Origin of the sequence: Mycobacterium sp. 1245805.9 (genome assembly GCF_001672915.1) — a bacterium.
Classification (GTDB): Bacteria; Actinomycetota; Actinomycetes; order Mycobacteriales; family Mycobacteriaceae; genus Mycobacterium.
Map to the genome: position 1 here is coordinate 1 of NZ_LZKR01000062.1, position 24973 is coordinate 24973.

Annotated in this window: 28 protein-coding genes; 15 read left to right on the top strand and 13 right to left on the bottom strand. The window is 69.3% G+C overall.

Annotation, left to right across the window (positions count from 1 at the left end):
- The 4 genes from A9X00_RS09250 to A9X00_RS09265 form a co-directional block, all read right to left on the bottom strand.
- On the bottom strand, positions 1-200 hold a 200-nt coding region (locus A9X00_RS09250), incomplete at its 3' end, for an NUDIX domain-containing protein (protein ID WP_156772007.1).
- Between the two features lie 82 nt (positions 201-282).
- Positions 283-2136, bottom strand: coding sequence for a GMC family oxidoreductase (locus A9X00_RS09255; RefSeq protein ID WP_067152184.1), 1854 nt, complete (start codon positions 2134-2136; stop codon positions 283-285).
- Complete coding sequence (locus tag A9X00_RS09260; protein WP_067152186.1) at positions 2133-2462, bottom strand: hypothetical protein; 330 nt, start codon at positions 2460-2462, stop codon at positions 2133-2135. Before A9X00_RS09260 ends, A9X00_RS09255 begins: the two co-directional genes overlap by 4 nt.
- Entirely contained in the window at positions 2459-3415 is a 957-nt protein-coding gene (locus A9X00_RS09265; protein WP_067152188.1) for a hypothetical protein, read from the bottom strand. Before A9X00_RS09265 ends, A9X00_RS09260 begins: the two co-directional genes overlap by 4 nt.
- A gap of 76 nt (positions 3416-3491) precedes the next feature.
- On the opposite strand from A9X00_RS09265, the gene A9X00_RS09270 reads away from it, so the two are divergent.
- Entirely contained in the window at positions 3492-4214 is a 723-nt protein-coding gene (locus A9X00_RS09270; protein WP_067152190.1) for a FadR/GntR family transcriptional regulator, read from the top strand.
- A 14-nt stretch (positions 4215-4228) separates the two neighbouring features.
- Here A9X00_RS09270 and A9X00_RS09275 read toward each other — a convergent pair whose 3' ends face one another.
- The gene (locus tag A9X00_RS09275; protein WP_067152192.1) at positions 4229-5014 is read right to left on the bottom strand and encodes a hypothetical protein; all 786 of its coding nucleotides are present in this window, start codon (positions 5012-5014) and stop codon (positions 4229-4231) included.
- A gap of 152 nt (positions 5015-5166) precedes the next feature.
- Here A9X00_RS09275 and A9X00_RS09280 point away from each other — a divergent pair, with 152 nt between their 5' ends.
- From A9X00_RS09280 to A9X00_RS09315, 9 genes are all read left to right on the top strand, one after another.
- A complete protein-coding gene (locus tag A9X00_RS09280) occupies positions 5167-6183 on the top strand; it encodes a Ppx/GppA phosphatase family protein (protein ID WP_067152194.1) in 1017 nt (338 codons plus the stop codon).
- Complete coding sequence (locus A9X00_RS09285) at positions 6180-7118, top strand: hypothetical protein (protein ID WP_067152196.1); 939 nt, start codon at positions 6180-6182, stop codon at positions 7116-7118. Before A9X00_RS09280 ends, A9X00_RS09285 begins: the two co-directional genes overlap by 4 nt.
- A gap of 15 nt (positions 7119-7133) precedes the next feature.
- Positions 7134-7976, top strand: a complete 843-nt coding sequence (locus A9X00_RS09290) for a sugar phosphate isomerase/epimerase (RefSeq protein ID WP_067152198.1) — start codon at positions 7134-7136, stop codon at positions 7974-7976.
- A gap of 25 nt (positions 7977-8001) precedes the next feature.
- Positions 8002-8829: a thioesterase family protein gene (locus tag A9X00_RS09295; protein ID WP_067152201.1), complete on the top strand. Its 828-nt coding sequence runs from the start codon at positions 8002-8004 to the stop codon at positions 8827-8829.
- A gap of 27 nt (positions 8830-8856) precedes the next feature.
- Complete coding sequence (proC, locus tag A9X00_RS09300; protein ID WP_197515110.1) at positions 8857-9729, top strand: pyrroline-5-carboxylate reductase; 873 nt, start codon at positions 8857-8859, stop codon at positions 9727-9729.
- 140 nt (positions 9730-9869) lie between these two features.
- Complete coding sequence (locus A9X00_RS09305; protein ID WP_067152205.1) at positions 9870-10127, top strand: cell division/environmental response transcriptional regulator; 258 nt, start codon at positions 9870-9872, stop codon at positions 10125-10127.
- Between the two features lie 127 nt (positions 10128-10254).
- Positions 10255-10356, top strand: a complete 102-nt coding sequence (locus A9X00_RS29710; protein ID WP_003402602.1) for a 30S ribosomal protein bS22 — start codon at positions 10255-10257, stop codon at positions 10354-10356.
- A 71-nt stretch (positions 10357-10427) separates the two neighbouring features.
- Positions 10428-11543: an SDR family oxidoreductase gene (locus tag A9X00_RS09310; protein WP_067152207.1), complete on the top strand. Its 1116-nt coding sequence runs from the start codon at positions 10428-10430 to the stop codon at positions 11541-11543.
- A complete protein-coding gene (locus tag A9X00_RS09315) occupies positions 11525-12616 on the top strand; it encodes a lysophospholipid acyltransferase family protein (protein WP_067152209.1) in 1092 nt (363 codons plus the stop codon). The genes A9X00_RS09310 and A9X00_RS09315 overlap by 19 nt, the downstream gene beginning before the upstream one ends.
- 10 nt (positions 12617-12626) lie before the next feature.
- On the opposite strand, the gene cmaA2 is transcribed toward A9X00_RS09315, so the two are convergent.
- The 8 genes from cmaA2 to A9X00_RS09355 form a co-directional block, all read right to left on the bottom strand.
- On the bottom strand, positions 12627-13532 hold the full coding sequence (gene cmaA2 / locus A9X00_RS09320) for a cyclopropane mycolic acid synthase CmaA2 (RefSeq protein WP_067152211.1): 906 nt from the start codon (positions 13530-13532) through the stop codon (positions 12627-12629).
- 11 nt (positions 13533-13543) lie between these two features.
- Positions 13544-14056: a MaoC family dehydratase N-terminal domain-containing protein gene (locus tag A9X00_RS09325; RefSeq protein WP_067152213.1), complete on the bottom strand. Its 513-nt coding sequence runs from the start codon at positions 14054-14056 to the stop codon at positions 13544-13546.
- 45 nt (positions 14057-14101) lie between these two features.
- Complete coding sequence (locus A9X00_RS09330) at positions 14102-15013, bottom strand: HAD family phosphatase (protein WP_067152215.1); 912 nt, start codon at positions 15011-15013, stop codon at positions 14102-14104.
- Positions 15014-15194: 181 nt separating this feature from the next.
- Positions 15195-15686: an HD domain-containing protein gene (locus tag A9X00_RS09335; RefSeq protein WP_156772009.1), complete on the bottom strand. Its 492-nt coding sequence runs from the start codon at positions 15684-15686 to the stop codon at positions 15195-15197.
- 78 nt (positions 15687-15764) lie between these two features.
- Positions 15765-16232: a hypothetical protein gene (locus A9X00_RS09340; RefSeq protein WP_156772010.1), complete on the bottom strand. Its 468-nt coding sequence runs from the start codon at positions 16230-16232 to the stop codon at positions 15765-15767.
- A gap of 11 nt (positions 16233-16243) precedes the next feature.
- On the bottom strand, positions 16244-18799 hold the full coding sequence (locus tag A9X00_RS09345; protein ID WP_067152219.1) for a hypothetical protein: 2556 nt from the start codon (positions 18797-18799) through the stop codon (positions 16244-16246).
- 3 nt (positions 18800-18802) lie between these two features.
- The gene (locus tag A9X00_RS09350) at positions 18803-19093 is read right to left on the bottom strand and encodes a WXG100 family type VII secretion target (protein WP_067152221.1); all 291 of its coding nucleotides are present in this window, start codon (positions 19091-19093) and stop codon (positions 18803-18805) included.
- Positions 19086-19397, bottom strand: a complete 312-nt coding sequence (locus A9X00_RS09355) for a WXG100 family type VII secretion target (RefSeq protein ID WP_067152223.1) — start codon at positions 19395-19397, stop codon at positions 19086-19088. Before A9X00_RS09355 ends, A9X00_RS09350 begins: the two co-directional genes overlap by 8 nt.
- 83 nt (positions 19398-19480) lie before the next feature.
- Between A9X00_RS09355 and A9X00_RS09360 the strand changes: the two genes are divergently transcribed.
- From A9X00_RS09360 to hemB, 5 genes are all read left to right on the top strand, one after another.
- Positions 19481-19738 (top strand): glutaredoxin family protein, encoded by a 258-nt coding sequence (locus tag A9X00_RS09360; RefSeq protein WP_067152225.1) that lies wholly within the window; start codon positions 19481-19483, stop codon positions 19736-19738.
- Between the two features lie 100 nt (positions 19739-19838).
- Positions 19839-21209: a glutamyl-tRNA reductase gene (locus tag A9X00_RS09365; protein WP_067152227.1), complete on the top strand. Its 1371-nt coding sequence runs from the start codon at positions 19839-19841 to the stop codon at positions 21207-21209.
- A 13-nt stretch (positions 21210-21222) separates the two neighbouring features.
- Positions 21223-22164 (top strand): hydroxymethylbilane synthase, encoded by a 942-nt coding sequence (gene hemC / locus A9X00_RS09370; RefSeq protein WP_067152276.1) that lies wholly within the window; start codon positions 21223-21225, stop codon positions 22162-22164.
- 22 nt (positions 22165-22186) lie between these two features.
- Positions 22187-23860, top strand: coding sequence for a uroporphyrinogen-III synthase (locus A9X00_RS09375; protein WP_067152229.1), 1674 nt, complete (start codon positions 22187-22189; stop codon positions 23858-23860).
- Positions 23861-23949: 89 nt separating this feature from the next.
- Positions 23950-24930, top strand: a complete 981-nt coding sequence (gene hemB / locus A9X00_RS09380; RefSeq protein WP_082974950.1) for a porphobilinogen synthase — start codon at positions 23950-23952, stop codon at positions 24928-24930.
- Positions 24931-24973: the final 43 nt, after the last annotated feature.

Consider the following 24973-nt stretch of genomic DNA (forward strand, 5'->3'; position numbering starts at 1 on the left):
CTCACTTCGCGGGCAGCGCAGTCCGCCGGATTCTCACCCGGCTCGACGATTCCCGTCACCGCCGTCCAAGCGCCGTTATCGGAACGCTTGACCAACAACACTTTTCGGTCGCGGATCGTGACCGCCGTGATGCCGGGCAACCACAACGGCGCGTTGCCGACGGCGCGACGAAGCTCAACGATGAAGTCGGGGATCGGCATTCACCGAGTGTGCGTTGACGGCGTTTGGGTGTGAAGCCCGGGCGAGGATTGTGCGTCCAGGGCGCCCTGGATGCACACGCAATTAGCGCGCGGCGACCACCTCGTCGGCTACGCCCAGCGCCAGCGCCATGATCGACAGCTGCGGGTTCACCTCCGGGCAGCTGGGCAGGATCGACGCGTCGGCGACCCACACGCCGTCCACGCCGCGCAGCCGCCCGGTTTCGTCGACGGGGCACAGCTGGTCGTCGGCGCCCGCGGCCGCGGTTCCGGTGGGGTGGAACGCGGCCAGGTGCAGGCCTCGCGCGTCGCTTCGGCCCAGCGCCTCGCGCAGCGCGGGCTGCGATGTCACCGCCGGCACGCCGGGCAGGCCGGTCAGCACCTCGACGGCGCCCGCGGTGAACAGCAGCCGGCCCATGGCCTCGATCGCAACCATCAGCTTGGCGGCGTCGGCCCGGGCGAGGTTGTAGCGCACCAGCGTCTCGCCGCGCACGGACGACACCGAGCCAACGCCCCGATCGGCCACCATCGCGCCGAACGTCGCGACCTGGGGCGCGCGGTCCAGCCAGCCGAGCAGCTCGGCGCCGTAGCCGGGATAGACCATCGAGCCCATCCCCGGCGGCGTGGAGGTCGCTTCGATGAGCACGCCATGGGACTCGTGAAACTCGTGGACGGCCGCGCTTTGCAGGACCCCGTGCCAGGCGACGACGTCGTCGTCGAACCGGCCGGCGAGCATCATCGCCGGATGCAGCGCGAGGTTTCTGCCGAGGCGCGGGTGCGCGCCAAAACCGCTGCGCCGCAACAACCCCGGCGTTTCGGTGGCGCCGGCGGCGATGACGACGGTGTCCGCGAGGACGTCCAGGGACGTGCCGTCGGGGCGGCGGGCCCGCACGCCTCGGGCGCGACCGTGCCGGTGCAGCACCCGCTCGACGCGGGCATGCGAGATGATCCGCGCCCCGGCGGCACACGCCTGCGGTAACGCGTTGAGGTGCACGCCGAACTTGGCGTTTCGCGGGCAGCCGATCGCACACTGGCAACAGCCTTCGCAGCCCGGCGCGTTGCGCGGGATCGGCGCCGCCCGCCAGCCCAGCGTCGTCGCGGCGTCCAGCAGCAGCCGCCCGTTGCGGCCCATGATCTCCAGCGGCACCGGCGCCACCCGCAGCGTGCGCTCGACGTCGTCGAGGCGCTCGGCCAGCCGGTCCGGATCGGCCAGGCGCAGGCCGAAGTCCTCGCGCCAGCGCCGCACCACGCCGGGCGGCGGGCGGTAACAGGTGCCGGAGTTCACCACCGTGGTGCCCCCGACCGCCCGGCCGATGGGCAACACCACCGACGGGCGGCCCAGCGCAACGGTGGCCCCCGCGCCGCGGTACAGGCCGGCGTAGCGGTCGATCGGGTGGGTGCTGCGGAATTCCTCGACCGTCCAGCGGCGTCCCTCCTCGAGCACGACGGTGTCGAGGCCCGCCCGGGCCAGGGTGCGGGCCACCATCGCGCCGCCGGCGCCGGCCCCCACGACCACGGCGTCGGCGGCGACGATGGAGCGGCTTTCGGTCGACGGGATGATCGTCAGGGCCGCACCGGGGCGTGCGATGTCGTGTCGCTGGGCGCGCGAAAGCAGTTCGGGTGCATAGGTTTCCGCGCCGTTGGCGAGCAACACGACCGCCTTCATCGCCTCGACGGCCGCTCCGGCGTCCGGGCCGAGCGCCGCGACCCGCCGCAGCACCCGGTCCCGTTGGCCGGCGTCGAGCCGCGACAGTGAGCGCCCGCTGGTGAGGTAGCTGGCCGCCGCGACCGAGAGCAGTCCGGCCCGCACGGCCCACCGGGAGGTCGCGGGCAGCCGGTTCAGGTAGCGGTCGACGCGCTCGACGAGCTGGGCCGGGGCCGGGCCGCCGAACTCCTCGGGGAGCAGCGCGGCGCCGAACGACGCGGCGAGACGGCTCATACGATGCGCCCGAGCCGGCGCCCCAGCTTGATGAAGAACGGATAGGTGGCGAAGATGGCGCCCGCCGCCGCGTGCAGCGGCCAGCCCGCCCGAGCGGTATCGACGCCGAAAACGCCGCTGTTCCACATGAAGTCGCGCCCGTTGCGGGCGCGGAAGGGGCGCCACAGCACGCCGAGGCCGGGCACGTTGTTGTAGAGCCCGAACGAGCCGCCGAAGAAGACTCCGAGCGTGGCGGCCTCGGCCAGATCGCGGCGGTCCGACGGAACTCGGCGCTCGATGAGCACTCCGGCGGCGAAGAGCAGGGGTGGGTCGAGGGCAAAGCTCACGTGGGGATCCTTTCGTTGATCTCCGGTGCCTCGGCGCCGCGCAGCCCGACCTCGGCATGCCCGGTTCCCAGCACCGACCAGTGCCGGTCGTCGATTTCGATGTGGATGTCGGCCTGCTCGGTGTTCGTGCACACCGCGCGGGCGCCGTCGGGGTCCGTGTAGCCCAGGCTCACGCACCTCTCCGGTGGTTGGTCGACGCGGATGAGCACCCGCCGACCCCCGATGCGTCCCTCCAGCTGCCAGTGCCGCACGCCCAGCGTCGTGCGCACCCGCAGCGACGGCAACGGGCCTGTGGGCCAATCCTTTCCGTCGATGCGGAAGCGGACGAACGCCATCGGCGCGAGCCTGCGCAGCCCCGGCTTGTGGGAGACGGCCGTAACCGCCTCCATGACGTCGCCGTCGCCGAGGTCGGCGTGGATCCATCCCCAGCGCCGGGCGTTGCCGTGCCCGTAGATGTGGGCGACGGCCCCGCGCCAGCCGTCGACGTGGACCGCGGCATCGGTGACGGTCAAGGAGCCGGCGAACTCGGCGGTGGGCGCCAGGACCACCTGCGCGCCGGGCAGCAGCTCGCGCTCCCAGGCAGCGCGGGGGAACGTCCACAGCGGCGTGCCGGCGTCCTTCCACGACAGGTCCCACGCGAGCGATCCGGCGCTGCCGGCCAGCTTTTCCTGGGACGCGCGCACGCCGGCCGCGTCGAACCAGGCCGCTCCCGCCGCCGGCGACGTGGGTTCGGGACCGAACCGTTCGGTGCGCGGCGGGCCGTCGGGCGGGAACCAGGTCGCCCAGCCGTGCGCGTAGGGAGCGTCCGCCGCGTGCACCGGTGCCACGGTCTCGCAGTGGATCCACAGCCCGGCGTGCGTCACCGGGTCCGACAGGGTGGCGTACCAGACTTCCAGGCGGCCGGCCTTGCCCCGCCAACGCGGGGCCGTGGCCGATCGCATCTCGTCATCCATGTGCTCACCTCCGATTGGGGCGCGCAGGCGTGCTTGCTGCCCCGCGCCCGGTTCGTCCACTATATTGGTTGAGCCAATGAACCAGTCAAGTGCGCTGCAGCCGCCGGATCGACAGCGGGTCGATGAACAGATCGCCGCGACGATCGCCGACGCGATCCTCGACGGCGCCTTCCCGCCCGGATCCACGCTGCCGCCCGAGCGCGAGCTGGCCGAGCAGCTCAACGTGAACCGCACGTCGCTGCGACTGGGTCTGGCCCGCCTGCAGCAGATGGGTCTCATCGAGGCCCGGCACGGCAGCGGCAACGTGGTGCGCGACCCCGAGGCGCTCACCCATCCCGCGGTCGTGGAGGCGCTGGTCCGCAGGCTCGGCCCGGAGTTCCTGGCCGAACTGTTGGAGATCCGGGCGGCGCTGGGCCCGTTGATCGGGCGGTTGGCCGCGCAGCGGGGCGCGCCGGAGGATGCCGGGGCGCTGCGCGCCGCGCTGGCGGCGGTGGCCGGCGCCGACGGGCCCGCGGCGCTGCAGGCCGCCGACGTCGCCTACTTCCGGGTGCTCATCCACACCAGCCGCAACCGCGCGCTGGGTCTGATGTACCGCTGGGTCGAGCACGCGTTCGGCGGCCGCGAGCACGAGCTCACCGCGGCCTACGAGGACGCCGCCCCGGCCGCCGCCGACCTGCGGGCGATCACCGACGCGGTGCTGGCGCGCGACGGCGAGGCGGCCGCCGCGGCGGTCGAGGGCTACCTAAACGCCAGCGCGCTGCGAATGGTGTTGGCGTACCGGAAAACTCACGAGACCTGAGCCGGGGCTCCGGGCTACTCGGCGACCCGGGTGGCCGGGTGCACGGCGATCAGCCCTAACTTGCTGCGGCGCTTGCACATTGCCGCCAGCTCGGCGTAGGCCTTCGCGCCCAGCAGCTCGGTGAGCTCGTCGGCCAGGCTTTCCCAGACCTGCTTGGCGCCGACGTGGGCGGCCGGATCGCCGGTGCAATACCAGTGCAGGTCCGCGCCGCCGGAACCCCAGCCGCGGCGATCGTATTCGGTGACCCAGGTTTTGAGGATTTCCGTGCCGTCGGGCCGGGTCACCCACTCCTGGCTGCGCCGGATGGGCAGCTGCCAGCAGACGTCGGGCTTCATGGTCAGCGGGGCCACACCGAGCTTGAGGGCCTTGGTGTGCAGGGCGCATCCCGTGCCGCCGGCGAAGCCCGGCCGGTTGAGGAAGATGCAGGCGTCCTTGTGCTTGCGGGTGCGGTACTGGGGCTGGCCGTCGTGCTCGTCGAGTTCCAGATAACCCTTGCGGCCCAAGCCTTTTTCACGGAGCTGCCAGTCGTCGTCGGTCAGCGTCTTGACCGCATCATCGAGCCGGGCGCGGTCGTCGTCGTCGGACAAGAACGCGCCGTGCGAGCAACACCCGTCGTCCGGGCGGCCCTCGACGGTGCCACGGCATGCCGGGGTGCCGAACACGCACGTCCAACGCGACAGCAGCCAGGTCAGGTCGGCTGCGATGAGGTGCTCGGGGTTGTCCGGGTCGTAGAACTCCACCCATTCGCGGGCGAAGTCCAACTCGACCTCCTCACCCGGTCGCGGATGCGAATTCGCCATTTTGTCAACGTTAGTCCACGATTCCGCCTGGTGACGCCGCTGACACACGGCCGCCCTCCGCGGCGCACCCTCAGCAGCCCGACTAGGCCGATTGCCGGCCTCCACCTCGCGCCGCTGCGCGGCGCGCATCGTCAGCCGACTAGGTTGTTTCTGTGCGGTTAGGTGTGCTCGACGTGGGCAGCAACACAGTCCACCTGTTGGTGGTTGATGCCCACCGCGGTGGGCATCCGACACCCATGAGTTCGACGAAGGCCACCCTGCGCCTCTCGGAGTCGATCGACAGCTCGGGAAAGATCACCAAGCGCGGCGCCGACAAGTTGGTCTCGACGATCGAGGAGTTCGCCAAGATCGCGGACAGCTCCGGCTGCGAGGAGCTGATGGCCTTCGCCACATCGGCCGTCCGCGACGCCGAGAACTCCGACGACGTGCTGGCGCGGGTGCGCAAGGAGGCCGGCGTCGAGCTGGAGGTGCTGCGCGGCGTCGACGAGTCGCGGCTGACGTTCCTGGCGGTGCGCCGGTGGTACGGGTGGAGCGCCGGGCGAATCATCAACCTCGACATCGGCGGGGGCTCGCTGGAAATGTCCAGCGGCGTCGACGAGGAGCCCGAGGTCGCGCTGTCGCTGCCGCTGGGCGCGGGGCGCTTGACCCGCGAATGGTTGCCCGACGACCCGCCCGGGCGGCGCCGCGTGGCGATGCTGCGCGACTGGCTGGACGCCGAACTCGCGGAAGCCTGCGAGACGGTGCTCGACGCCGGCGCTCCCGATCTCGCGGTCGCCACGTCGAAGACGTTTCGTTCGCTAGCGCGGCTCACCGGGGCGGCGCCGTCGGCGGCCGGGCCGCGGGTGAAGCGGACGCTGACAGCAAACGGCCTCAGACAACTCATATCTTTCATCTCTAGGATGACGACCGCTGACCGGGCTGAATTGGAAGGAGTGAGCGCCGAGCGGGCACCCCAGATCGTGGCGGGCGCCCTGGTGGCCGAGGCGAGTATGCGAGTGCTGTCGATCGAAGCGGTGGACATTTGCCCGTGGGCGTTGCGGGAGGGTCTCATCTTGCGAAAACTCGACAGTGAGGCTGACGGAACTGCACTCGTCGAGACTTCGGTGCGAGATGCTGGAGGTCAGAAAGCTGATCGGAACACCAACCGATCGAAGGGCGACAAATCATGAGCGGACCACACTCCGAGACCGAGAGCCCTGGCACTCGGCCGATCTCGGTGGCCGAACTCCTGGCCAGGAATGGAACGATCGGCGAACCGTCGGTCTCCCGGCGGCGCCGCCGTCGGCGCGGCGACAGCGACGCGGTCACCGTCGCCGAGCTCACCGGCGAGATCCCGGTCATCCGTGACGACGAACCCGAACCTCCGGCCAGCACGACGGTCCGGGCCGCCGAGCCGGTCACCGAGGAGCAGCCGAAAGCCCCGTACTGGTCCGAACCCGAGCCGCGCTGGCCCAAGTCACCGCCCCAGCCGCAACGGCTGACCGGACCCGAGCGCAGCTCCTACCCGCGACCCCTGCGGCACGCCGACGCGCCCGCCGACCGGACCGGGCAGTCCGGCGCCGAGGGCATGAGCCCGGACCCGGTCGACCACTACTCCGACATCCCGGTGGACGTGATGGACTCCGAGGTGCGCGAGGCCGAGCCCGCGTCCGAAGATTCCGCCTACGTGCGCTCCTACCTGCAGTCGGACTCCACGCTGTTCGGCGGGCAGACGCTGGCCGACGAGGTGGCCCGGCGCCGCGGTGCCGAGCGGGGCGCCGCCGCGCGCACCGAAGAAGAGGTCGACGACGACCGCCTCGGCATCGAGGCCGAGCCCGCGCATGAGGCGCCCGGCAGGCTGCAGTCGCTGTGGCGAGGAACGCTGATCGTGTTGCAGTCGATGCTGGCCGTCGCGTTCGGCGCCGGGCTATTCGTCGCGTTCGACGAGCTGTGGCGCTGGAACAGCATCGTGGCTTTGGTGCTTACGGTGCTGGTCATTCTCGGCCTGGTGGTCGGTGTCCGGGTGGTCCGCAAGACCGAGGACATCGCCAGCAGCCTGATCGCCATCGCGGTCGGCGCGCTGATCACCCTGGGACCGTTGGTGCTGTCGTTGCAGTCGGGCTAGGCGCCACCACCGACAGTGCGCCCAGCCATCAAAGTCGGCCTATCGACGGCCTCGGTCTATCCGTTGCGGGCCGAGGCCGCCTTCGAGTATGCGGCCAGGCTCGGGTACGACGGCGTCGAGCTGATGGTCTGGAGCGAATCGGTCAGCCAGGACATCGCCGCGGTCAAGAAGCTGTCCCAGCGCTATCGCGTGCCGGTGCTGTCCGTGCACGCACCCTGCCTGCTGATCTCGCAGCGGGTCTGGGGTGCCAACCCGATTCCCAAGCTGGACCGCAGCGTGCGGGCCGCCGAACAACTCGACGCCCAGACCGTCGTCGTGCATCCGCCGTTCCGCTGGCAGCGGCGCTACGCCGAGGGGTTCAGTGACCAGGTCGCCGCGCTGGAGGCGTCCAGCGGCGTCAAGGTCGCCGTGGAGAACATGTTCCCGTTTCGGGCCGACCGGTTCTTCGGCGCCGGCCAGTCCCTGGAACGGATGCGCAGGCGGGGCGGCGGACCGGGCCCGGCGATCTCGGCGTTCGCGCCGTCCTACGACCCGCTGGACGGCAACCACGCGAATTACACGCTCGACCTCTCCCACACGGCGACCGCGGGCACCGATTCGCTGGACATGGCCCAGCGGATGGGTGAGGGCCTGACCCACCTTCACCTGTGCGACGGCAGCGGCCTGCCCGCCGACGAGCACCTGGTGCCCGGGCACGGCACGCAACCCACCGCCGAGGTCTGCCAGATGCTGGCCGGCGGCCGCTTCGCCGGCCACGTGATCCTGGAGGTGTCGACGTCCAGCGCGCGTTCGGCGCACGAGCGGGAAGCCATGCTTCTCGAGTCGCTGCAGTTCGCGCGCACCCACCTGATGCGGTGATCCGCGACAGACCACCCAGGAGAAGATGAACGCGTTATTCACCGCCGCGATGACGTTGCGGGAGGCCGGCCCCGGCATGTACGAGGGCGAGCTGGACAAGCACTGGACCATCGGGCCCAAGGTGCACGGTGGCGCGATGCTGGCGCTGTGCGCCAACGCCGCGCGGACCGCGTGCGGCCGGGGCGCCGACGGGCCCCAACCGGTGGCCGTGTCCGCGAGCTTCCTGGGGGCGCCGGACCCCGGGCCCATGCGGCTGCTGACCTCCTTCCGCAAGCGCGGCCGGCGGGTCAGCGTCGTCGACGTCGAGCTCATGCAGGGCGAGCGCACCGCGGTGCACGCCGTCGTCAACCTGGGCCAGCCCGAGCACTATCCCCCGGACGGCTCGCACGCGCCCCTCCTGTCGGCGAACCCGGTCCTGGACCTGATGGCGCCCGAGCCGCCCGACGACGTCGAGCCGATCGGCCCGGGCCACCCGCTGGCCGGCCTGGTGCACCTGGGCGAGGGCTGCGACGTGCGGCCGCTGCTGTCAACGATGCGGCCCCGCGACGGGCACCCGCCGGTGATCCAGGTGTGGGCGCGCCCCCGCGACGTGGCCCCGGACGCGCTGTTCGCGCTCATGTGCGGGGATGTGTCGGCGCCGGTGACGTTCGCCGTGGACCGCACCGGCTGGGCGCCCACCATCCAGCTGACGGCCTTCCTGCGCGCGTTGCCCGCCGACGGCTGGCTGCGAATCATCGCCACCTGCGTGGAGATCGGGCACGACTGGTTCGACGAGGACCACATCGTCGTCGACCAGCTGGGTCGCCTGGTGGTCCAGACGCGCCAGCTGGCCATGGTGCCCGCCGCTCGTTAGCGCCGGCTGTCTGGAATGCTTTCGGGCATGGCGAGAATCGCGATCATCGGCGGCGGCAGCATCGGCGAGGCGCTGCTGTCGGGCCTGCTGCGCGCCGGCCGCCAGGTCAAGGACCTGGTGGTGGCCGAGCGAGTGCCCGAGCGCGCCAAGTACCTCGCGGAAACCTATTCGGTGCGTGTGGCGTCGGTCGCGGAAGCGGTGGACTACGCGACGTTCATCGTCGTCGCGGTCAAGCCGGCCGACGTCGAGACGGTGCTCGGGGAGCTGGTCCAGGCGGCCGGCGCGGCCGAGACGGACAGCGCCGAGCAGGTGTTCGTCACCGTCGCCGCCGGCATCACGATCACCTACTTCGAATCCAAGCTGCCGGCCGGGACGCCGGTGGTCCGCGCGATGCCGAACGCGGCGGCGTTGGTGGGCGCGGGGGTAACCGCGCTGGCCAGGGGCCGCTTCGTCACCGAACCGCAGCTCGAGGAGGTATCGGCGCTGTTCGACTCCGTCGGCGGCGTGCTCACCGTTCCGGAATCCCAGATGGACGCCGTGACCGCGCTGTCCGGCTCCGGCCCGGCGTATTTCTTCCTGATGGTCGAGGCTCTGGTGGACGCGGGCGTTGCGGCGGGTCTGAGCCGCCAGGTCGCCTCCGACCTGACCGCGCAGACGATGGCCGGTTCGGCGGCCATGCTGCTCGAGCGGATGGATGCCGAGCGCGCCGTCGAGGGGGAGCCGCTCGGCATGCGCGCGGACGCGTCGGCGGCGCAGCTGCGCGCGACGGTCACCTCGCCCGGCGGCACGACCGCCGCTGCGCTGCGCGAACTGGAGCGAGGGGGATTGCGGGTGGCCGTCGACGCGGCCGTCCAGGCCGCGAAAAAGCGCTCTGAGCAGCTAAGAATTACATCGGAATAATTTGAGATTTCCGGATTGATTGTCCCTCACCAGTACCATTAACCCCACTAGTCCCGCTATTCTCCTCTTTGTATGCACGTGTGGGTGCCAGCGGAGGGGAAGCCGCTGGCATTGCGCGAGCCTGACACGATTGGGTTGCGATGACGTCTACGAACGGGCCATCGGCGCGAGATTCCGCTGCTAAGGGGCGGGACTCCGGTTCCGCCGATGGCCAGCAGGCCAGGACACAGTTTCTTACCGTCGCCGAGGTGGCAGCGCTGATGCGCGTCTCCAAGATGACCGTGTACCGCCTGGTGCACAACGGCGAGCTGCCGGCGGTCCGGGTAGGCCGGTCCTTCCGGGTGCACGCCAAGGCCGTCCACGACATGCTGGAGACTTCGTACTTCGACGCGGGCTGAGCTGCGACTGCCGCGCGGGCCGTCAAGACGTCACGCGGTCGCCGGTTTGGTGTTCGGTGCTGCGGGCCGGGTAAAGTGGCGGGGTCTTTTGGTCATGTGAGCAGTCCCCGGTCAGATAGCGGAGTTCATGGGTTCAGTCATCAAGAAGCGGCGCAAGCGAATGTCGAAGAAGAAGCACCGCAAGCTGCTGCGTCGCACCCGGGTGCAGCGCAGAAAACTCGGCAAGTAAGCGCTAGCAAGCCCAGTCGACCGTCACGCCGCCTTAACGCCGTCGTCGCGCCAGCCCGTTACGCTGATTGAGTGGATCAGTCGAGCGGGGAAGGTGCCGGCACGAGCGGCACCGTGCACTACCCCAAAGTTGTGCTGGTTACCGGCGCGTGCCGGTTTCTGGGCGGCTACCTGACCGCGCGGCTCGCCCAGAACCCGTTGATCAAAGGGGTCATCGCGGTGGACGCGATCGCCCCCAGCAAGGACATGCTGCGCCGGATGGGGCGCGCCGAGTTCGTCCGCGCCGACATTCGCAATCCCTTCATTGCCAAGGTGATTCGCAACGGCGACGTCGACACGGTGGTGCACGCCGCGGCCGCGTCCTACGCGCCCCGGGCCGGCGGCAGCGCGGCGCTGAAGGAAATCAACGTGATGGGCGCGATGCAGCTTTTCGCGGCCTGTCAGAAGGCGCCCTCGGTGCGCCGCGTGGTGCTGAAGTCGACCTCCGAGGTGTACGGGTCGACGGCGCACGACCCGGTCATGTTCACCGAGGACAGCAGCAGCCGCCGACCCTTCCGCGACGGATTCGCCAAGGACAGCCTCGACATCGAGGGCTACGCGCGCGGGCTGGGCCGGCGCCGCCCCGACATCGCGGTGACGATTCTGCGGCTGGCCAACATGATCGGCCCGGCGATGGACACGACGCTGTCGCGCTATCTGGCCGGGCCGTTGGTCCCGACGATGTTCGGCCGGGACGCGCGATTGCAGCTGCTGCACGAGCAGGACGCGCTGGGCGCGCTGGAGCGCGCCGCGATGGCGGGCAAGGCCGGCACGTTCAACATCGGCGCGGACGGCATCATCATGCTGTCGCAGGCCATCCGCCGGGCGGGCCGAATTCCGGTGCCAGTACCGGGTTTTGGGGTGTGGGCCCTGGATTCGCTGAGACGGGCTAATCGCTATACCGAAATCACTCGCGATCAATTCAATTATTTGAGTTACGGCCGCGTCATGGACACCACGAGAATGCGCACGGAGCTCGGCTTCCAGCCGAAATGGACGACGGCCGAGGCGTTCGACGACTACGTCCGCGGCCGTGGCTTGACTCCCATAATCGACCCTGATCGGGTACGCTCCCTGGAGGGTCGCGCCATAGCGTTAGCGCAGCGCTGGGGAAGCCGAAATGCAATTCCATGGGGTGGGGGCAGGTAGGTATCGTGGCGGGCGAAACCAGAGCGAACGTCATTCCACTGCATACGAATAGGGGTCGGGTAGCGGCTCGCCGGAGAGCCGATCAGAGGACGGATTCGTCCCGTCAGCACCCCTCGATGCTCACCGATCCGCGGGGCCGCGCGTCTGCCGAACAAATCGCCGCGGTCGTCCGCGAAATCGACGAACACCGCCGCGCGGCGAGTGCGACGTCAACGTCCGACGCGCCGCTCAACGAGCTTGCGCAACGGGTCGCCGCGGTCGCCGGCTTCCTGCGGCAGCGGATCACCGGCGACTACACCGTCGACGAATTCGGATTCGATCCCCACTTCAACAGCGCCATCGTTCGGCCTTTGCTGAGGTTCTTCTTCCGGTCCTGGTTCCGGGTCGAGGTGAGTGGCATCGAGAACCTGCCGAGCGAGGGCGCCGCGCTGGTGGTGGCCAACCACGCCGGGGTGTTGCCGTTCGACGGGCTGATGCTGTCGGTGGCCGTGCACGACGAACATCCGGCGCAGCGAGACCTGCGGCTGCTGGCCGCCGACATGGTGTTCGACCTGCCCGTCGTCGGCGAGGCCGCCCGCAAGGCGGGCCATACCATGGCCTGCACGACGGACGCGCACCGCCTGCTGGCGGCGGGGGAGCTCACCGCCGTGTTCCCGGAGGGCTACAAGGGGCTGGGCAAGCGCTTCGAGGACCGCTATCGGTTGCAGCGGTTCGGCCGCGGCGGCTTCGTGACCGCCGCGCTGCGCACCAAGGCCCCCATCATCCCGTGCTCGATCATCGGCTCCGAAGAGATCTACCCGATGCTCACCGACGTCAAGCTGCTGGCGCGGCTGTTCGGGCTGCCCTATTTCCCGATCACCCCGCTGTTCCCGTTGGCCGGGCCCGCGGGCCTGGTGCCGCTGCCGTCGAAGTGGCGCATCGCGTTCGGCGAACCGATCTACACCAACGACTACGCCGCATCCGACGCCGAGGACCCGATGGTCACCTTCGAGCTGACCGACCAGGTGCGCGAGACGATCCAGCAGACGCTGTACCGGTTGTTGGCCGGCCGCCGCAACATCTTCTTCGGCTAGCGCCCGTCGCTTACTTGACCAGGGTGAACTGGCAGACGTCCGTGTAGCGGTCGCGGAACAGGTCCGCGCAGCCCCTCAGGTAGTGCATGTAGATGTCGTAGGTCTCCTGGCCCTTCAGGGCGATCGCCTCTTCCTTGTGCGCCTCGAGCGCGTCGGCCCACGTGGTCAGCGTCGGCACGTAGTTCTTGCCGATCCGGTGATAGCGCTCGACCTTCCAGCCCGCGTTGGACGAGTAGTGGTCGATCTGCGGGATCTGCGGCAGCCGGCCGCCCGGGAAGATCTCGGTCAGGATGAACTTGATGAAGCGCAGCAGGCTCATCGGCGCCGTGAGGCCGAGCTCCTTGGCCTCCTCGGCGCTGGGCACGATGATCGTGTGCAGCAGCATCCGGCCGTCGTCGGGCGTCAGGCTGTAGAACTTCTTGAAAAACGTGTCGTAGCGCTCGAACCCGGCGTCGCCGGCGCCGTCGGCGAAGTGCTCGAAGGCGCCCAGTGACACGATGCGGTCCACCGGCTCGTCGAACTCCTCCCAGCCCTGGATCCGGACCTCCTTGCGCCGCGGGCTGTCCATCTCCTCGAACTTGGCCTTGTCGTGGGCGTACTGGTTTTCGCTGAGCGTCAAACCGATTACGTTGACGTCGTACTCGGCGACCGCGTGGCGCATGGTGGATCCCCAGCCGCAGCCGATGTCGAGCAGCGTCATGCCCGGCTCGAGGTTGAGCTTGTCCAGCGCGAGCTTGCGCTTGGCGTACTGCGCCTCTTCCAGCGTCATGTTCGGGCGCTCTTCGAAATAGGCGCAGCTGTAGGTCATCGACGGGTCAAGCCAAAGCTTGAAGAACTCGTTGGATTTGTCGTAGTGGGATCGGACTGCTTCGACCGGCGGCTTCAGCTGCGTGCCACCCGATTCATCCTGTGACATGGAAATCGACCCTACTTTCCGGCTGATATGGATGCGACCGCGGCGACGGTTTCTTCAGCGCCAGCGTCCTGGTGTGCGGCTTCCCCCAGCATCGTAACGACGCTAGTGACGACCGGTTTCCCCTCTGCGTCTGTGACTTCGCTGCGGATTTCGGCGAGCACGGTGCCGTGGGACTCCAGGACCGAGTCTAGATAGGTGTCGAAGTACAGCTTGTCGCCGGCCAGGATCGGCCGGTGGAAGCGAAACTTCTGATCGCGGTGGAAAACCCGGGCGATGTTGATCGGGATGTTGAACTTGGTGAAGATCTCCAGCTGCACGCGCCGCCCGGCGATCGCCAGGAAGGTCAGCGGCGCCACCAGCGCGGGGTATCCGGCGGCCGCGGCATCGGACTCGTCGAAGTGCGTCGGATGCTCGTCCTTGATCGACCGCGCGAACTCGCGGATCTTCTCGCGTCCGACCAGGAAATAGTCCGGTGCCCGGTAATGGCTGCCGATGAGCCCTTGGGCCGATTCTGGGACTGTCATGCCGCTCTTTGCTCCCCGCTCGATTACGTCTAGCGGCGCAGCCTATCAGCGCGATTGGCGCCGGGATGCCACTGCCGCCAGCGCGCCGCCGGCAGCGCCCAGGGCCAGCGCCGACGGCACCCCGATCCGGGCCGCCTTGCGCGCGGTCCGGAAGTCGCGGATCTCCCAGCCCCGTTCGCGGGCCAGCGCCCGCAGGCGGGCGTCGGGATTGATCGCCACCGCGGTGCCCACCAGCGACAACATCGGTACGTCGTTGTAGCTGTCCGAGTACGCGGTACAGCGTTTGAGGTTGAGGCCCTCGCGGATCGCCAGTGAGCGCACGGCGTGTGCCTTGCCGGTGCCGTGCAGGATCTCGCCGACCAGCCTGCCGGTGAAGACGCCGTCGACCGATTCGGCGACGGTCCCGAGCGCGCCGGTCAGTCCGAGCCGCCGGGCGATGGTCGCCGCGAGCTCGTACGGCGTGGCGGTGATCAGCCACACCTGCTGGCCGGCGTCGAGGTGCATCTGGGTGAGCTCGCGGGTGCCCGGCCAGATCTTGTCGGCGATGATCTCGTCGTAGATCTCCTCGCCCAACGTGACCAGCTGCTCGACGGAGCGGCCCTCGATGAAGGCGAGCGCCTTGCGCCGGCCGGCGGCGACGTCGTTGCTGTTCTCCTTGCCCAGCCACTGAAACTTGGCCTGGGCGTAGATGAATCCGAGCACATCGCGGTAGGTGAAGTAGTTGCGGGCGGCCAACCCGCGGCCGAAATGTACGGCCGACGAGCCCTGGACCAGGGTGTTGTCCACGTCGAAGAACGCGGCCGCGGTCAGGTCGATCGGCGGCTGCGGACGGCCCTCGTCGGTGGCGCTAGCGGCCTGCAGGTCCTCGAGCGCGCGTTCGGCGCTCGCGTTGTCGATCAGCGAATCCAGGTCGGAGCGGCCGGTGTGCTCGGCGCCGCCCGACTCAGAGGAAGTCATCGCCAAACCTCCTAGATCGCTGTCTTGCTTGGCGACCCAGTGGGTGCCCAATACCAACCCTATCCGGCAGATGTTGTGGCGAGCTTTACGCCTCGGATGTGCGGTGTGGAACCGTTCCGCCGCGCGCGCGGTGTTCGGTAAAGGTTCGCGGCTTTGAGTTCGACGCGTCCGCGGCTTGTTTTTACCCCGGCTCTTGCACGCCGTGAGCCCTGGCGCGCCGGAGGTCCCCGTCGTCGACACAGGCTCCGAGCGCGCGATACGCCGCGGAATATTTGCGGGTTAGGCGAGCATGCAGCGCGTCGGGTAACAGTGCCAGGCGGGCTGGGTCGGAGTTGTCTGCCAGGTCGGCCAGTTTCACCTCACGCGCCAGGGCATTCTCCCGGACTGCCTGGTAGTAGTCCTCGGCGTTTTGATCTGGGCGGCGCGTCAGAAGCTCGATGGCCTCAATCGCCGGCGCCGGGATGCCGTGGTCGGCGAGATCATATGACGTGAGTGAGGTGTCCTCGATGCTGTCGTGCAGCAGAGCTGCGGTCTGTGCGAGAGGGTCGCTAGGGTCGACGTAGCCGGCTACACGCTCAAGATGGCCGATGTAGGGGAAGCCGGCCTTGTCGACTTGGCCGGCGTGCGCACGTTCGGCCAGCATTCTCGCCCTGGTTACGAAGTCATCGATCATTCAGAAACTTCCTAGCGCGCCGAAGCGGAGCGGTCTCGGTATGTACGGGCCAGCGCAACACCATGGGCAGCCAAGAGTTTAGTGACGACGGGCATGCGAATTCGGAGACGCGTGCCGCTGGTGCCACTCATCCTCCAAACATTGGCGCACCACGCCGGTTTCCCTGAGAAGCATTTCGTCCCAGTCGCCTCGATCGGCCCCGACAAGTGGATCGTCGTCGGGCAGCGCCACCCATTGCCGTCTGCCCAGTACGTAACTCTCGAGAGGGCCATCGGCGTAGGAACGCACGATCACATGCGGAGCGTCGGGGTTGCGTGACACCAACCAGAATCGGTCGCGGTCATGGCGATGGCTGCTCGCTAGTTGCTCGATCACCGCGGCAACGTCTTCGGATCGCACGGGGTCCCACTCGCCCGTGAACATTATCTCTGCCTTAACCGGGTAACCGATCGGAATCCATTTCTTCGGCACCGATAAATACAGCTCGGCTGCGTTGTCTTCGGTCAGACGGGCGAGCAGCGGTGGAAAACTGCTCTCGGTCTTCATCGCATATCGCATTACGGATCCTTCCATATGAGCGGCGTGCCCTCCGGAATCGGCACATTGTTGAATATTTCGGCCTGCAGCGATTCTAGTTCTTCTCTGCGTTGCAGCGAGGTCGTGGGCAACCGTTGCTCTTCATACAAAAGATGCGTTTCTTCGGCGGCCGACAGACTGTCAGCCGTGTGGATTTGCACTTCGAACTTCAGGCCATCAGGCGTCTGAAACGCAAGGTTTCGCCCTCGATATACGTCGGGCACATTCCACCCGCCAGGATCCTTCTCCAAAGTAAACCCGCGCTCTTCCAAGGCTTCGATTATGCGGTCGCCGTAGCGCCAATAGCCTTGATCCGGAACTACTGCAGTATATCGAACGGAATCCCTAAGAGCATTTTCTGTAGCTTCGATCGTCTCGAAATTGGAAGGCGAAACGTCTGACAATTCGCCATCCAGTTTGCGCGCAAGCGAGTCGATCTGCTTCAGCCGCGATTCGAACCGTTCTAAGTGTCCTCCAGTATCGCGAACAGCATCAACCACGGCCCGTGAAATCTCCGGCTCGGCTATGGAGGCACGGTCAAACACTCTTTGCGCGGCCTCCATCGCTACTTCGCTCGGACGGTAGTCGCCCCCCGTCGGATGCGACCCGTGCGAGCCGCCCCCATCACTGGGCGGATCGTGATCACCGCTGTGGTGATCGGCGCGATCTCCGTGGTGGCCATGATGCTCGCCATCAGGCGGATGGTGTGGTTTGGATGGGTGAATGCCAGGTTGTCCGTCTTGGGGCACCCCGCCGTGAGGCGCCGGAGTTTCCGCCGGGACGCCGCCTGGCGAGGTGGGGGCCGGCAGGTGCGGGGCTGCTTCAGTCGGCGGAGCCATCGGTGCGGATGTTGGCGGGTGCGCCGCACTGGGAACTGGTTCGGCTGGCTCGCCCACGGGTGAGGTCGGAACATGAACGGGCTCAGGCGGTTTCGAGTGGGCGAGCGGTGCTTGTTCTGCCGGCGCGGACACCGGCGGCTTGCCCGGGGACTCCGGTGGGATCGCGACAGGTTTGGGCGGCTCCCCGGCGGGGGGCTTCTCGACGATCGGCGGCTTGGATTCCGTCGGGCTGTGCGGCAGTGGGCCATTGGCGGGCCCTGGCGCCGGCTTGGGCGCGGGTGCGGGGTTTCCCGATTCCGGCGGCCTGGGTGCAGGCGGTGGCTCGACCGGCGGCTTCGGCGGCTCGAACGACGGCGGTTTGGGAAGCTCCGGCGGCGGCTTCAAACCCCTGAGCGCATCGGCGGCGGTGCGGCCCATCTTGCCCAGCTTTGAGAGTGGGCCGCCCGGTAGGGCCAGCGTGACGACGTCGAATACAGATCTGCCGGCGGCCTCGGCTGGGTTCTTGCTCCACTCGTCCCAGTGAGCGAGGCCCTTGCCGAGCTGTTTCCACGACTCCCCGACGCTGGGTGCGTGTTCGCCGCCGAGACCGACGAGCGGCAGGGCGCCCTTGAACTCACTGGCCATGTCCCTGCCGTAACCGATCGGGTCGAACATCATCCGGAAGGTGCTGATGTCCCAGATGCCCTTGAGCATTCCGCCGGCTTCCGACCATGCGCCCTTGGCGTACTGCCCGACTTGGTTGACGGCCCGCCCCACATCCGTGCCGTGCAGGAACTGATCCCACTCCCGCGCGGCGTGGCGGCCCATGTCGGTGACGATCGTGGTGGCCGCCGCCAACGTGGAAGCGATCTCGGAGCGCAGCGCGCTGGCCTCGGCGCCGAAGTCGTCGACCACCGTGCGAATGTCGTTGGCGATCTTCCGGATCTCGTCCTCGTCTTCGTCGGTCAGAAATTCCCAGACCTCTTTGATTCCGGTCAACGGGTCGCAGATGCGGGCCAACAGATCCAGGATCGCCGCGTGTACCTGGTCGACTTTCGCCGCATAGCTGTTGAGCTGGGCCGCGATCTGCTGACACTGCTGCACGACGCTGGTGGTGCTGCTGAAGGCGTCGGTGAACGCGCGATCGATGGCCGCGCCTTCCGGGATCTGTTGGGCGCGAATCGCTCCCATCGGACCGCCCGTCCCCAGGATTTCGGCGAGCGCGAATCGTGTGCCCGCCGCGCTCCACGCCGCGGCGGCGGCGCGCAATTTCGCCGAATCCCCGGTCGGCCAGATCATCCCGATGTATGGGGCCACCCACCCCCAGCCCGCGGGGGCACCGGTGCCGTGCCCGACCGATGACGGCGCAGAGCCGGCCGCCATCGGCTCCGTCACCGCCGGCGTGGGAAGCGGACCGCCACCGCCGGCGACATTGGACATCGCTTCGGCCACGGAGTAGTTGTGCGCGGACATCCGCACGCCGTCGCCGAGGCTGCATAAGCCGTTTCGGGTGGCGACCATCGCCTCGATGAGCTTGGCCGCCGAACCGTCATAGCTGTGGCCAAGCCTTGCCCCGACGGGGTCGTCGCCGGCCATCCCGGCGCACCCCGACAGCGCCGCGGTCAGGGTGGAGATCACCGAGCCCAAACCCTCGCCGGCGGTGACCACCTCGGCGCCCGCGCTGTCGAGGGCCGCGGGGTCGACTGCCAGCGGCGCCATCGCCTAGGACCACATAGACAGGTTCTGTGCCATGGCGCCGGTGTAGTTGCGGTGGGCGGTCTCCCCAGCCGCGCGCAGCTGACCCAGCGCCTCACGCATCATTGCCTCGCCGCGGGCCCAATGCTGATGGGCCTCGGCGTGAGCCGCCGCGCCTTCCCCGGTCCAGGCCGCGTGCAAACGCTTTGCCCGCGAATCGATTTCGGCGAGCATCTCTTCGGCCTGGCGCTGAAATTCGGTCATCCGCTGGACCGCGTCGGCCAACGCTTCGGGATCCACGCGGAACGCCTCAGCCACGGTAAACCCCGCGCATCTCCTGGGCGCCCTTCGCCTCGTTCTGCTCGTAAACGCCGCCGGCCTGACCCACCAGGTGCGCCAATATTGCCAGGCCCGTGTGCACCTCGCTGGCGCCCTTGTGCCAGAGCTCCCATGCCGACCCGTACGCGGTCCCCGATGCCCCGCGCCAGCCGCCCAACATCTGACCCACCTGATCGTCAAGCTGCTCCAGCTGAGCCATCAGATGCTCGGCAGCGCCGCCAACGGAGGCGGCAAACTCCCGCATCACCATGGAATCGACGTGGAGCGTCCCCTCAGCGCCCATACCGGCACGCTAGTGAATTTGGGGCGGTCCGACAATTCACCCGGAACGCTCGGCCCCACAATTCACTAGGCACACTGGTGCCCATGACCCGGCGACGTGTGGAGCTGCTGACCCGCGACGGCTGCACCATCTGCGCGAAGGTGCACGCGCGGCTGGAGGAACTGGCGGCCGAGCTGGGCTTCGAGCTGGCCGCGACCGACGTCGACGCCGCCGCGGCGGCGGGCAACCCGGCGTTGCGGGCGGAGTTCGGCGACCGGCTGCCGGTGATCCTGCTGGACGGGCGCGAGCACAGCTATTGGGAGGTCGACGAGCCCCGGTTGCGGGCCGATCTCGGTCGGTAGCCACGCGACCATTCATTTGGTAGCCCAGCTGATTAACGTTTACCGTGGACACCAGTTCAGTTACTGGAGGAAGCAAGGGAGCTGGCCAGGTGATGCTGCCGTGAGCGTCTTGCTCTTCGGGGTTTCGCACCGCAGTGCGCCGGTCTCCGTCCTGGAGCAACTAAGCATCGACGAAGCCGATCAGGTCAAGATCGTCGACCGGGTGTTGCAGTCGCCGCTGGTGACCGAGGCGATGGTGCTCTCGACCTGCAACCGCGTCGAGGTGTACGCCGTCGTCGACGCGTTCCACGGCGGGTTGGCGGTGGTCGGGCAGGTGCTGTCCGAACACTCCGGCATGTCGATGGGTGATCTGACCAAATACGCCTACGTCCGCTACAGCGAGGCCGCCGTCGAACACCTCTTTGCCGTGGCCAGCGGCCTGGATTCGGCCGTGATCGGCGAGCAGCAGGTGCTCGGCCAGGTGCGCCGCGCCTATGCCGCCGCCGAGGCCAACCGCACGGTCGGCCGGGTGCTGCACGAGCTGGCCCAGCGGGCGCTGTCGGTCGGCAAGCGAGTGCATTCCGAAACCGCCATCGACGCCGCCGGCGCCTCGGTGGTGTCGGTCGCGCTGGCCATGGCCGAACGCCGGCTCGGCGGGCTGGCGGGCAAGACCGCCGCGGTCATCGGCGCCGGGGCGATGGGCGCGCTGTCCTCCGCCCACCTCACCCGGGCCGGCATCGACCGCGTCCTGGTGCTCAACCGGTCGGCATCGCGGGGGCAGCGGCTGGCCCGCAAGATCCGCGAGTCCGGGGTGCGCGCCGAGGCGCTGACCCTTGACCGGCTGGCCGACGCGATCGCGGACGCTGACGTCGTGGTCAGCTGCACGGGCGCGGTCAGCCCCGTCGTCTCGCTGGCCGACGTGCACCACGCGCTGGCCACCGCCCGCCGCGACGAGACCAACCATCCGCTGGTGATCTGCGATCTGGGCATGCCCCGCGACGTCGACCCCGCGGTGGCCGGGCTGCCCGGCGTCTGGGTCGTCGACGTGGAACGCGTGCAACACGAGCCGTCGGCGCATGCCGCGGCCTCCGACGTCGACGCCGCGCGCCACATCGTGGCGGCCGAAGTCGCCAGCTACCTGGCCGGACAGCGGATGGCCGAGGTCACCCCGACCGTGACGGCGCTGCGCCAGCGGGCCGCCGACGTCGTCGAAGCCGAGCTGCTGCGCCTCGACAACCGGCTGCCCGGCCTGGAGAGCGCCCATCGCGAGGAGGTGGCCCGCACCGTGCGGCGGGTGGTGGACAAGCTGCTGCACGCCCCGACCGTGCGGATCAAGCAGCTCGCCAGCGCGCCCGGCGGCGACAGCTACGCCGAGGCCCTGCGCGAACTCTTCGAACTCGACCAGACCGCTGTGGATGCCGTCGCCGCCGGCGAATTACCCGTGATGCCAAGCGATTTCGATGCCGGCATGCCGAAACAGTCCGCCGAGTAGCCGATTGGCGCACGTGATCCGGATAGGCACCCGGGGCAGCCTGTTGGCCACCACCCAGGCCGGCGTCGTCAGGGACGCCTTGATCGCCAACGGCCACCCCGCGGAACTGGTGACCATCACGACGGCGGGCGACCGGTCGTCGGCGCCGATCCAGAGCCTGGGTGTGGGGGCGTTCACCACCGCGCTGCGGGAGGCCATCGACGACGGCCGCGTCGACGCCGCGGTGCACTCGCACAAGGATTTGCCCACCGCCGACGACCCGAGGTTCACCATCGCGGCGATCCCCCCGCGCAACGACCCCCGCGACGCGCTCGTCGCCCGGGACGGGCTGGTGCTGGGGGAGTTGCCAGCGGGTTCGCTGGTGGGGACCTCGTCGCCGCGGCGGGCCGCACAGCTTAGAGCATTGGGTCTCGGTTTGGAAATCCGCCCCCTACGAGGCAACCTAGATACCAGGTTGAACAGGGTAAGCAGTGGTGATCTTGACGCGATCGTGGTGGCCCGGGCCGGTCTCGCCCGGCTGGGCCGCCTCGACGATGTCACCGAGACGCTAGAGCCGGTGCAGATGTTGCCAGCACCGGCTCAGGGCGCGCTCGCCGTCGAATGCCGCGCTGGTGACGAACTGGCGGCGGTGCTGGCGGAGCTGGACGACGCCGACACGCGCGCGGCGGTCACCGCGGAGCGAGCCTTGCTGGCCGAACTGGAGGCGGGTTGCTCCGCACCGGTGGGCGCGATCGCCGAGGTGGTCGAGTCCATCGATGAGGACGGCCGGGTCTTCGAAGAGCTGTCGTTGCGTGGCTGTGTGGCCGCGCTGGACGGGTCGGATGTGATCCGGGCGTCCGGAGTCGGCACTCCCGGTCGGGCACGAGAGCTGGGGCTTTCGGTCGCCGCGGAGCTGTTCGAGCTGGGCGCGCGGGAGCTGATTGGGGGGGCGCAAGACCCCGCGCAAGGAAACTGAAGAGAGTCACTTGGGAGCGACAATGACGACGCGAGGGCGTAAGCCGAGACCGGGCCACATCACGTTCGTGGGCTCGGGCCCCGGCGACCCGGGACTGTTAACGACGCGGGCCGCCTCGGTGCTGGCCAACGCCGCCCTGGTGTTCACCGACCCGGACGTGCCCGAGCCTGTGCTAGCGCTGATCGGAAAGGACCTGCCACCGGTCTCCGGCCCGGCGCCGGCGGGCCCGGCCGCCCCGGCCGCCGAAGGCGACAGCCACGGGGCCGGGGACGATCACGCCCAGGCGGCGCCCGCGGTGATTTCCGCCGGACCCGATGTCCGCCCGGCCCTGGGCGAGCCGGCGGAGGTGGCCAAGACGCTGGTCGCCGAGGCCCGCGCCGGCGTCGACGTGGTGCGGCTGGTGGCCGGCGACCCGCTGACGCTCGACGCCGTCATCACCGAGGTGAACGCCGTCGCGCGCAGCCACCTGCACATCGAAATCGTGCCCGGCCTGGCCGCCACCAACGCCGTCCCCACCTACGCCGGCCTGCCGCTGGGCTCGTCGCACACCGTCGCCGACGTGCGCGGGGACGTCGACTGGGATGCGCTGGCCGCGGCTCCCGGCCCGCTGATCCTGCAGTCCACCGCTTCCCACCTGGCCGACGCGGCCCGCGCCCTGATCGACCATGAGCTGGCCGAGGCCACGCCCTGCGTGGTGACCGCGCAAGGCACCACCTGCCAGCAGCGTTCGGTCGAGACCACGCTGAGTGGCCTGACCGATCCGGCCGTCCTGGGCGGCAGCGACCCGGCCGGCCCGCTGACCGGGCCACTCGTGGTGACCATCGGCAAGACGGTGGCCAGCCGGGCGAAGCTGAACTGGTGGGAAAGCCGCGCGCTGTACGGCTGGACCGTGCTGGTGCCCCGCACCAAGGACCAGGCCGGCGAGATGAGCGAGCGGCTGACCTCCTACGGCGCGCTGCCGGTCGAGGTGCCGACCATCGCCGTCGAGCCGCCGCGCAGCCCCGCCCAGATGGAACGGGCGGTCAAGGGCCTGGTCGACGGCCGCTTCCAGTGGGTGGTGTTCACCTCCACCAACGCGGTGCGTGCGGTGTGGGAGAAGTTCGGTGAGTTCGGCCTGGACGCCCGCGCGTTCTCCGGCGTGAAGATCGCCTGCGTCGGCGAGTCGACGGCCGACCGGGTGCGCGCCTTCGGGATCAGCCCCGAGCTGGTGCCGGCCGGTGAGCAGTCCTCGCTCGGTCTGCTCGACGACTTCCCGCCCTACGACAGCATTTTCGACCCGGTGAACCGTGTCCTGCTGCCGCGGGCCGACATCGCCACCGAGACGCTGGCCGAGGGCCTGCGCGAGCGCGGCTGGGAGATCGAGGACGTGACCGCGTACCGGACGGTGCGCGCCGCGCCGCCGCCCGCGGCCACCCGCGAAATGATCAAGACGGGCGGCTTCGACGCGGTGTGCTTCACGTCCAGCTCGACCGTGCGCAACCTGGTCGGCATCGCCGGCAAGCCACACGCGCGCACCATCATCGCCTGCATCGGGCCCAAGACGGCCGAGACCGCGGCCGAGTTCGGCCTGCGGGTCGACGTCCAGCCCGACACCGCCGCCGTCGGCCCCCTAGTCGACGCCCTGGCCGAACACGCCGCGCGGTTGCGCGCCGAGGGCGCGCTGCCTCCGCCGCGCAAGAAGAGCCGCAGGCGCTAAGTGAGCGCCAGACCCGCGAGCGTGCGTGTCTGTACGACGACACGCCGTACGGGCTGGCATTCTGCGCACCCTCGCGGAAACGGACGACCATGAGTTACCCGCGGCAGCGTCCGCGCCGGCTCCGCTCGACCCCCGCGTTGCGTCGCCTGGTAGCGCAAACGTCGCTGGAGCCAAGGCATTTGGTGCTGCCGATGTTTGTCGCCGACGGCATCGACGAACCGCGGCCCATCGCGTCGATGCCGAATGTGGTTCAGCACAACCGGGATTCGCTGCGCGCGGCCGCGGAAGACGCGGTCGCCGCGGGGGTGGGCGGGCTGATGCTGTTCGGCGTGCCCCGCGAGCAGGACAAGGACGCGACCGGCTCGGCCGGCACCGATCCCGACGGCATCCTCAACGTGGCGCTGCGCGACCTGGCCAAGGATCTCGGCGACGCCACGGTGCTGATGGCCGACACCTGCCTGGACGAGTTCACCGATCACGGCCACTGCGGGGTCCTGGACGCGCGGGGCCGGGTGGACAACGACGCCACCTTGGCCCGCTACGTCAAACTGGCCGTGGCACAAGCGGAATCGGGCGCCCACGTGGTCGGGCCGAGCGGGATGATGGACGGCCAGGTGGCCGCCATCCGCGACGGCCTGGACGCCGCGGGCTACGCCGACGTGGTGATCCTGGCCTACGCGGCGAAGTTCGCCTCGGCGTTCTACGGCCCCTTCCGCGAGGCGGTGAGCTCCAGCCTGTCCGGGGACCGGCGCACCTACCAGCAGGAGTCGGGCAACTTCCGCGAGGCGCTGCGCGAGATCCGGCTGGACCTCGACGAGGGCGCCGACATCGTGATGGTCAAGCCCGCGATGGGCTACCTGGACGTGGTGTCCGCGGCGGCCTCGATCTCGCCGGTGCCGGTGGCCGCCTACCAGGTGTCGGGGGAGTACGCGATGATCTGCGCGGCGGCGGCCAGCGGCTGGATCGACGAACGCGCCGCGGCGCTGGAGTCGCTGACGAGCATCCGGCGCGCCGGGGCCGATATCGTGCTCACCTATTGGGCCGCCGACGCGGCGGGGTGGCTTTCGTGAGACGGGGCGCGCTTTGACATCGGAGACCACGGCGGACGGCGCC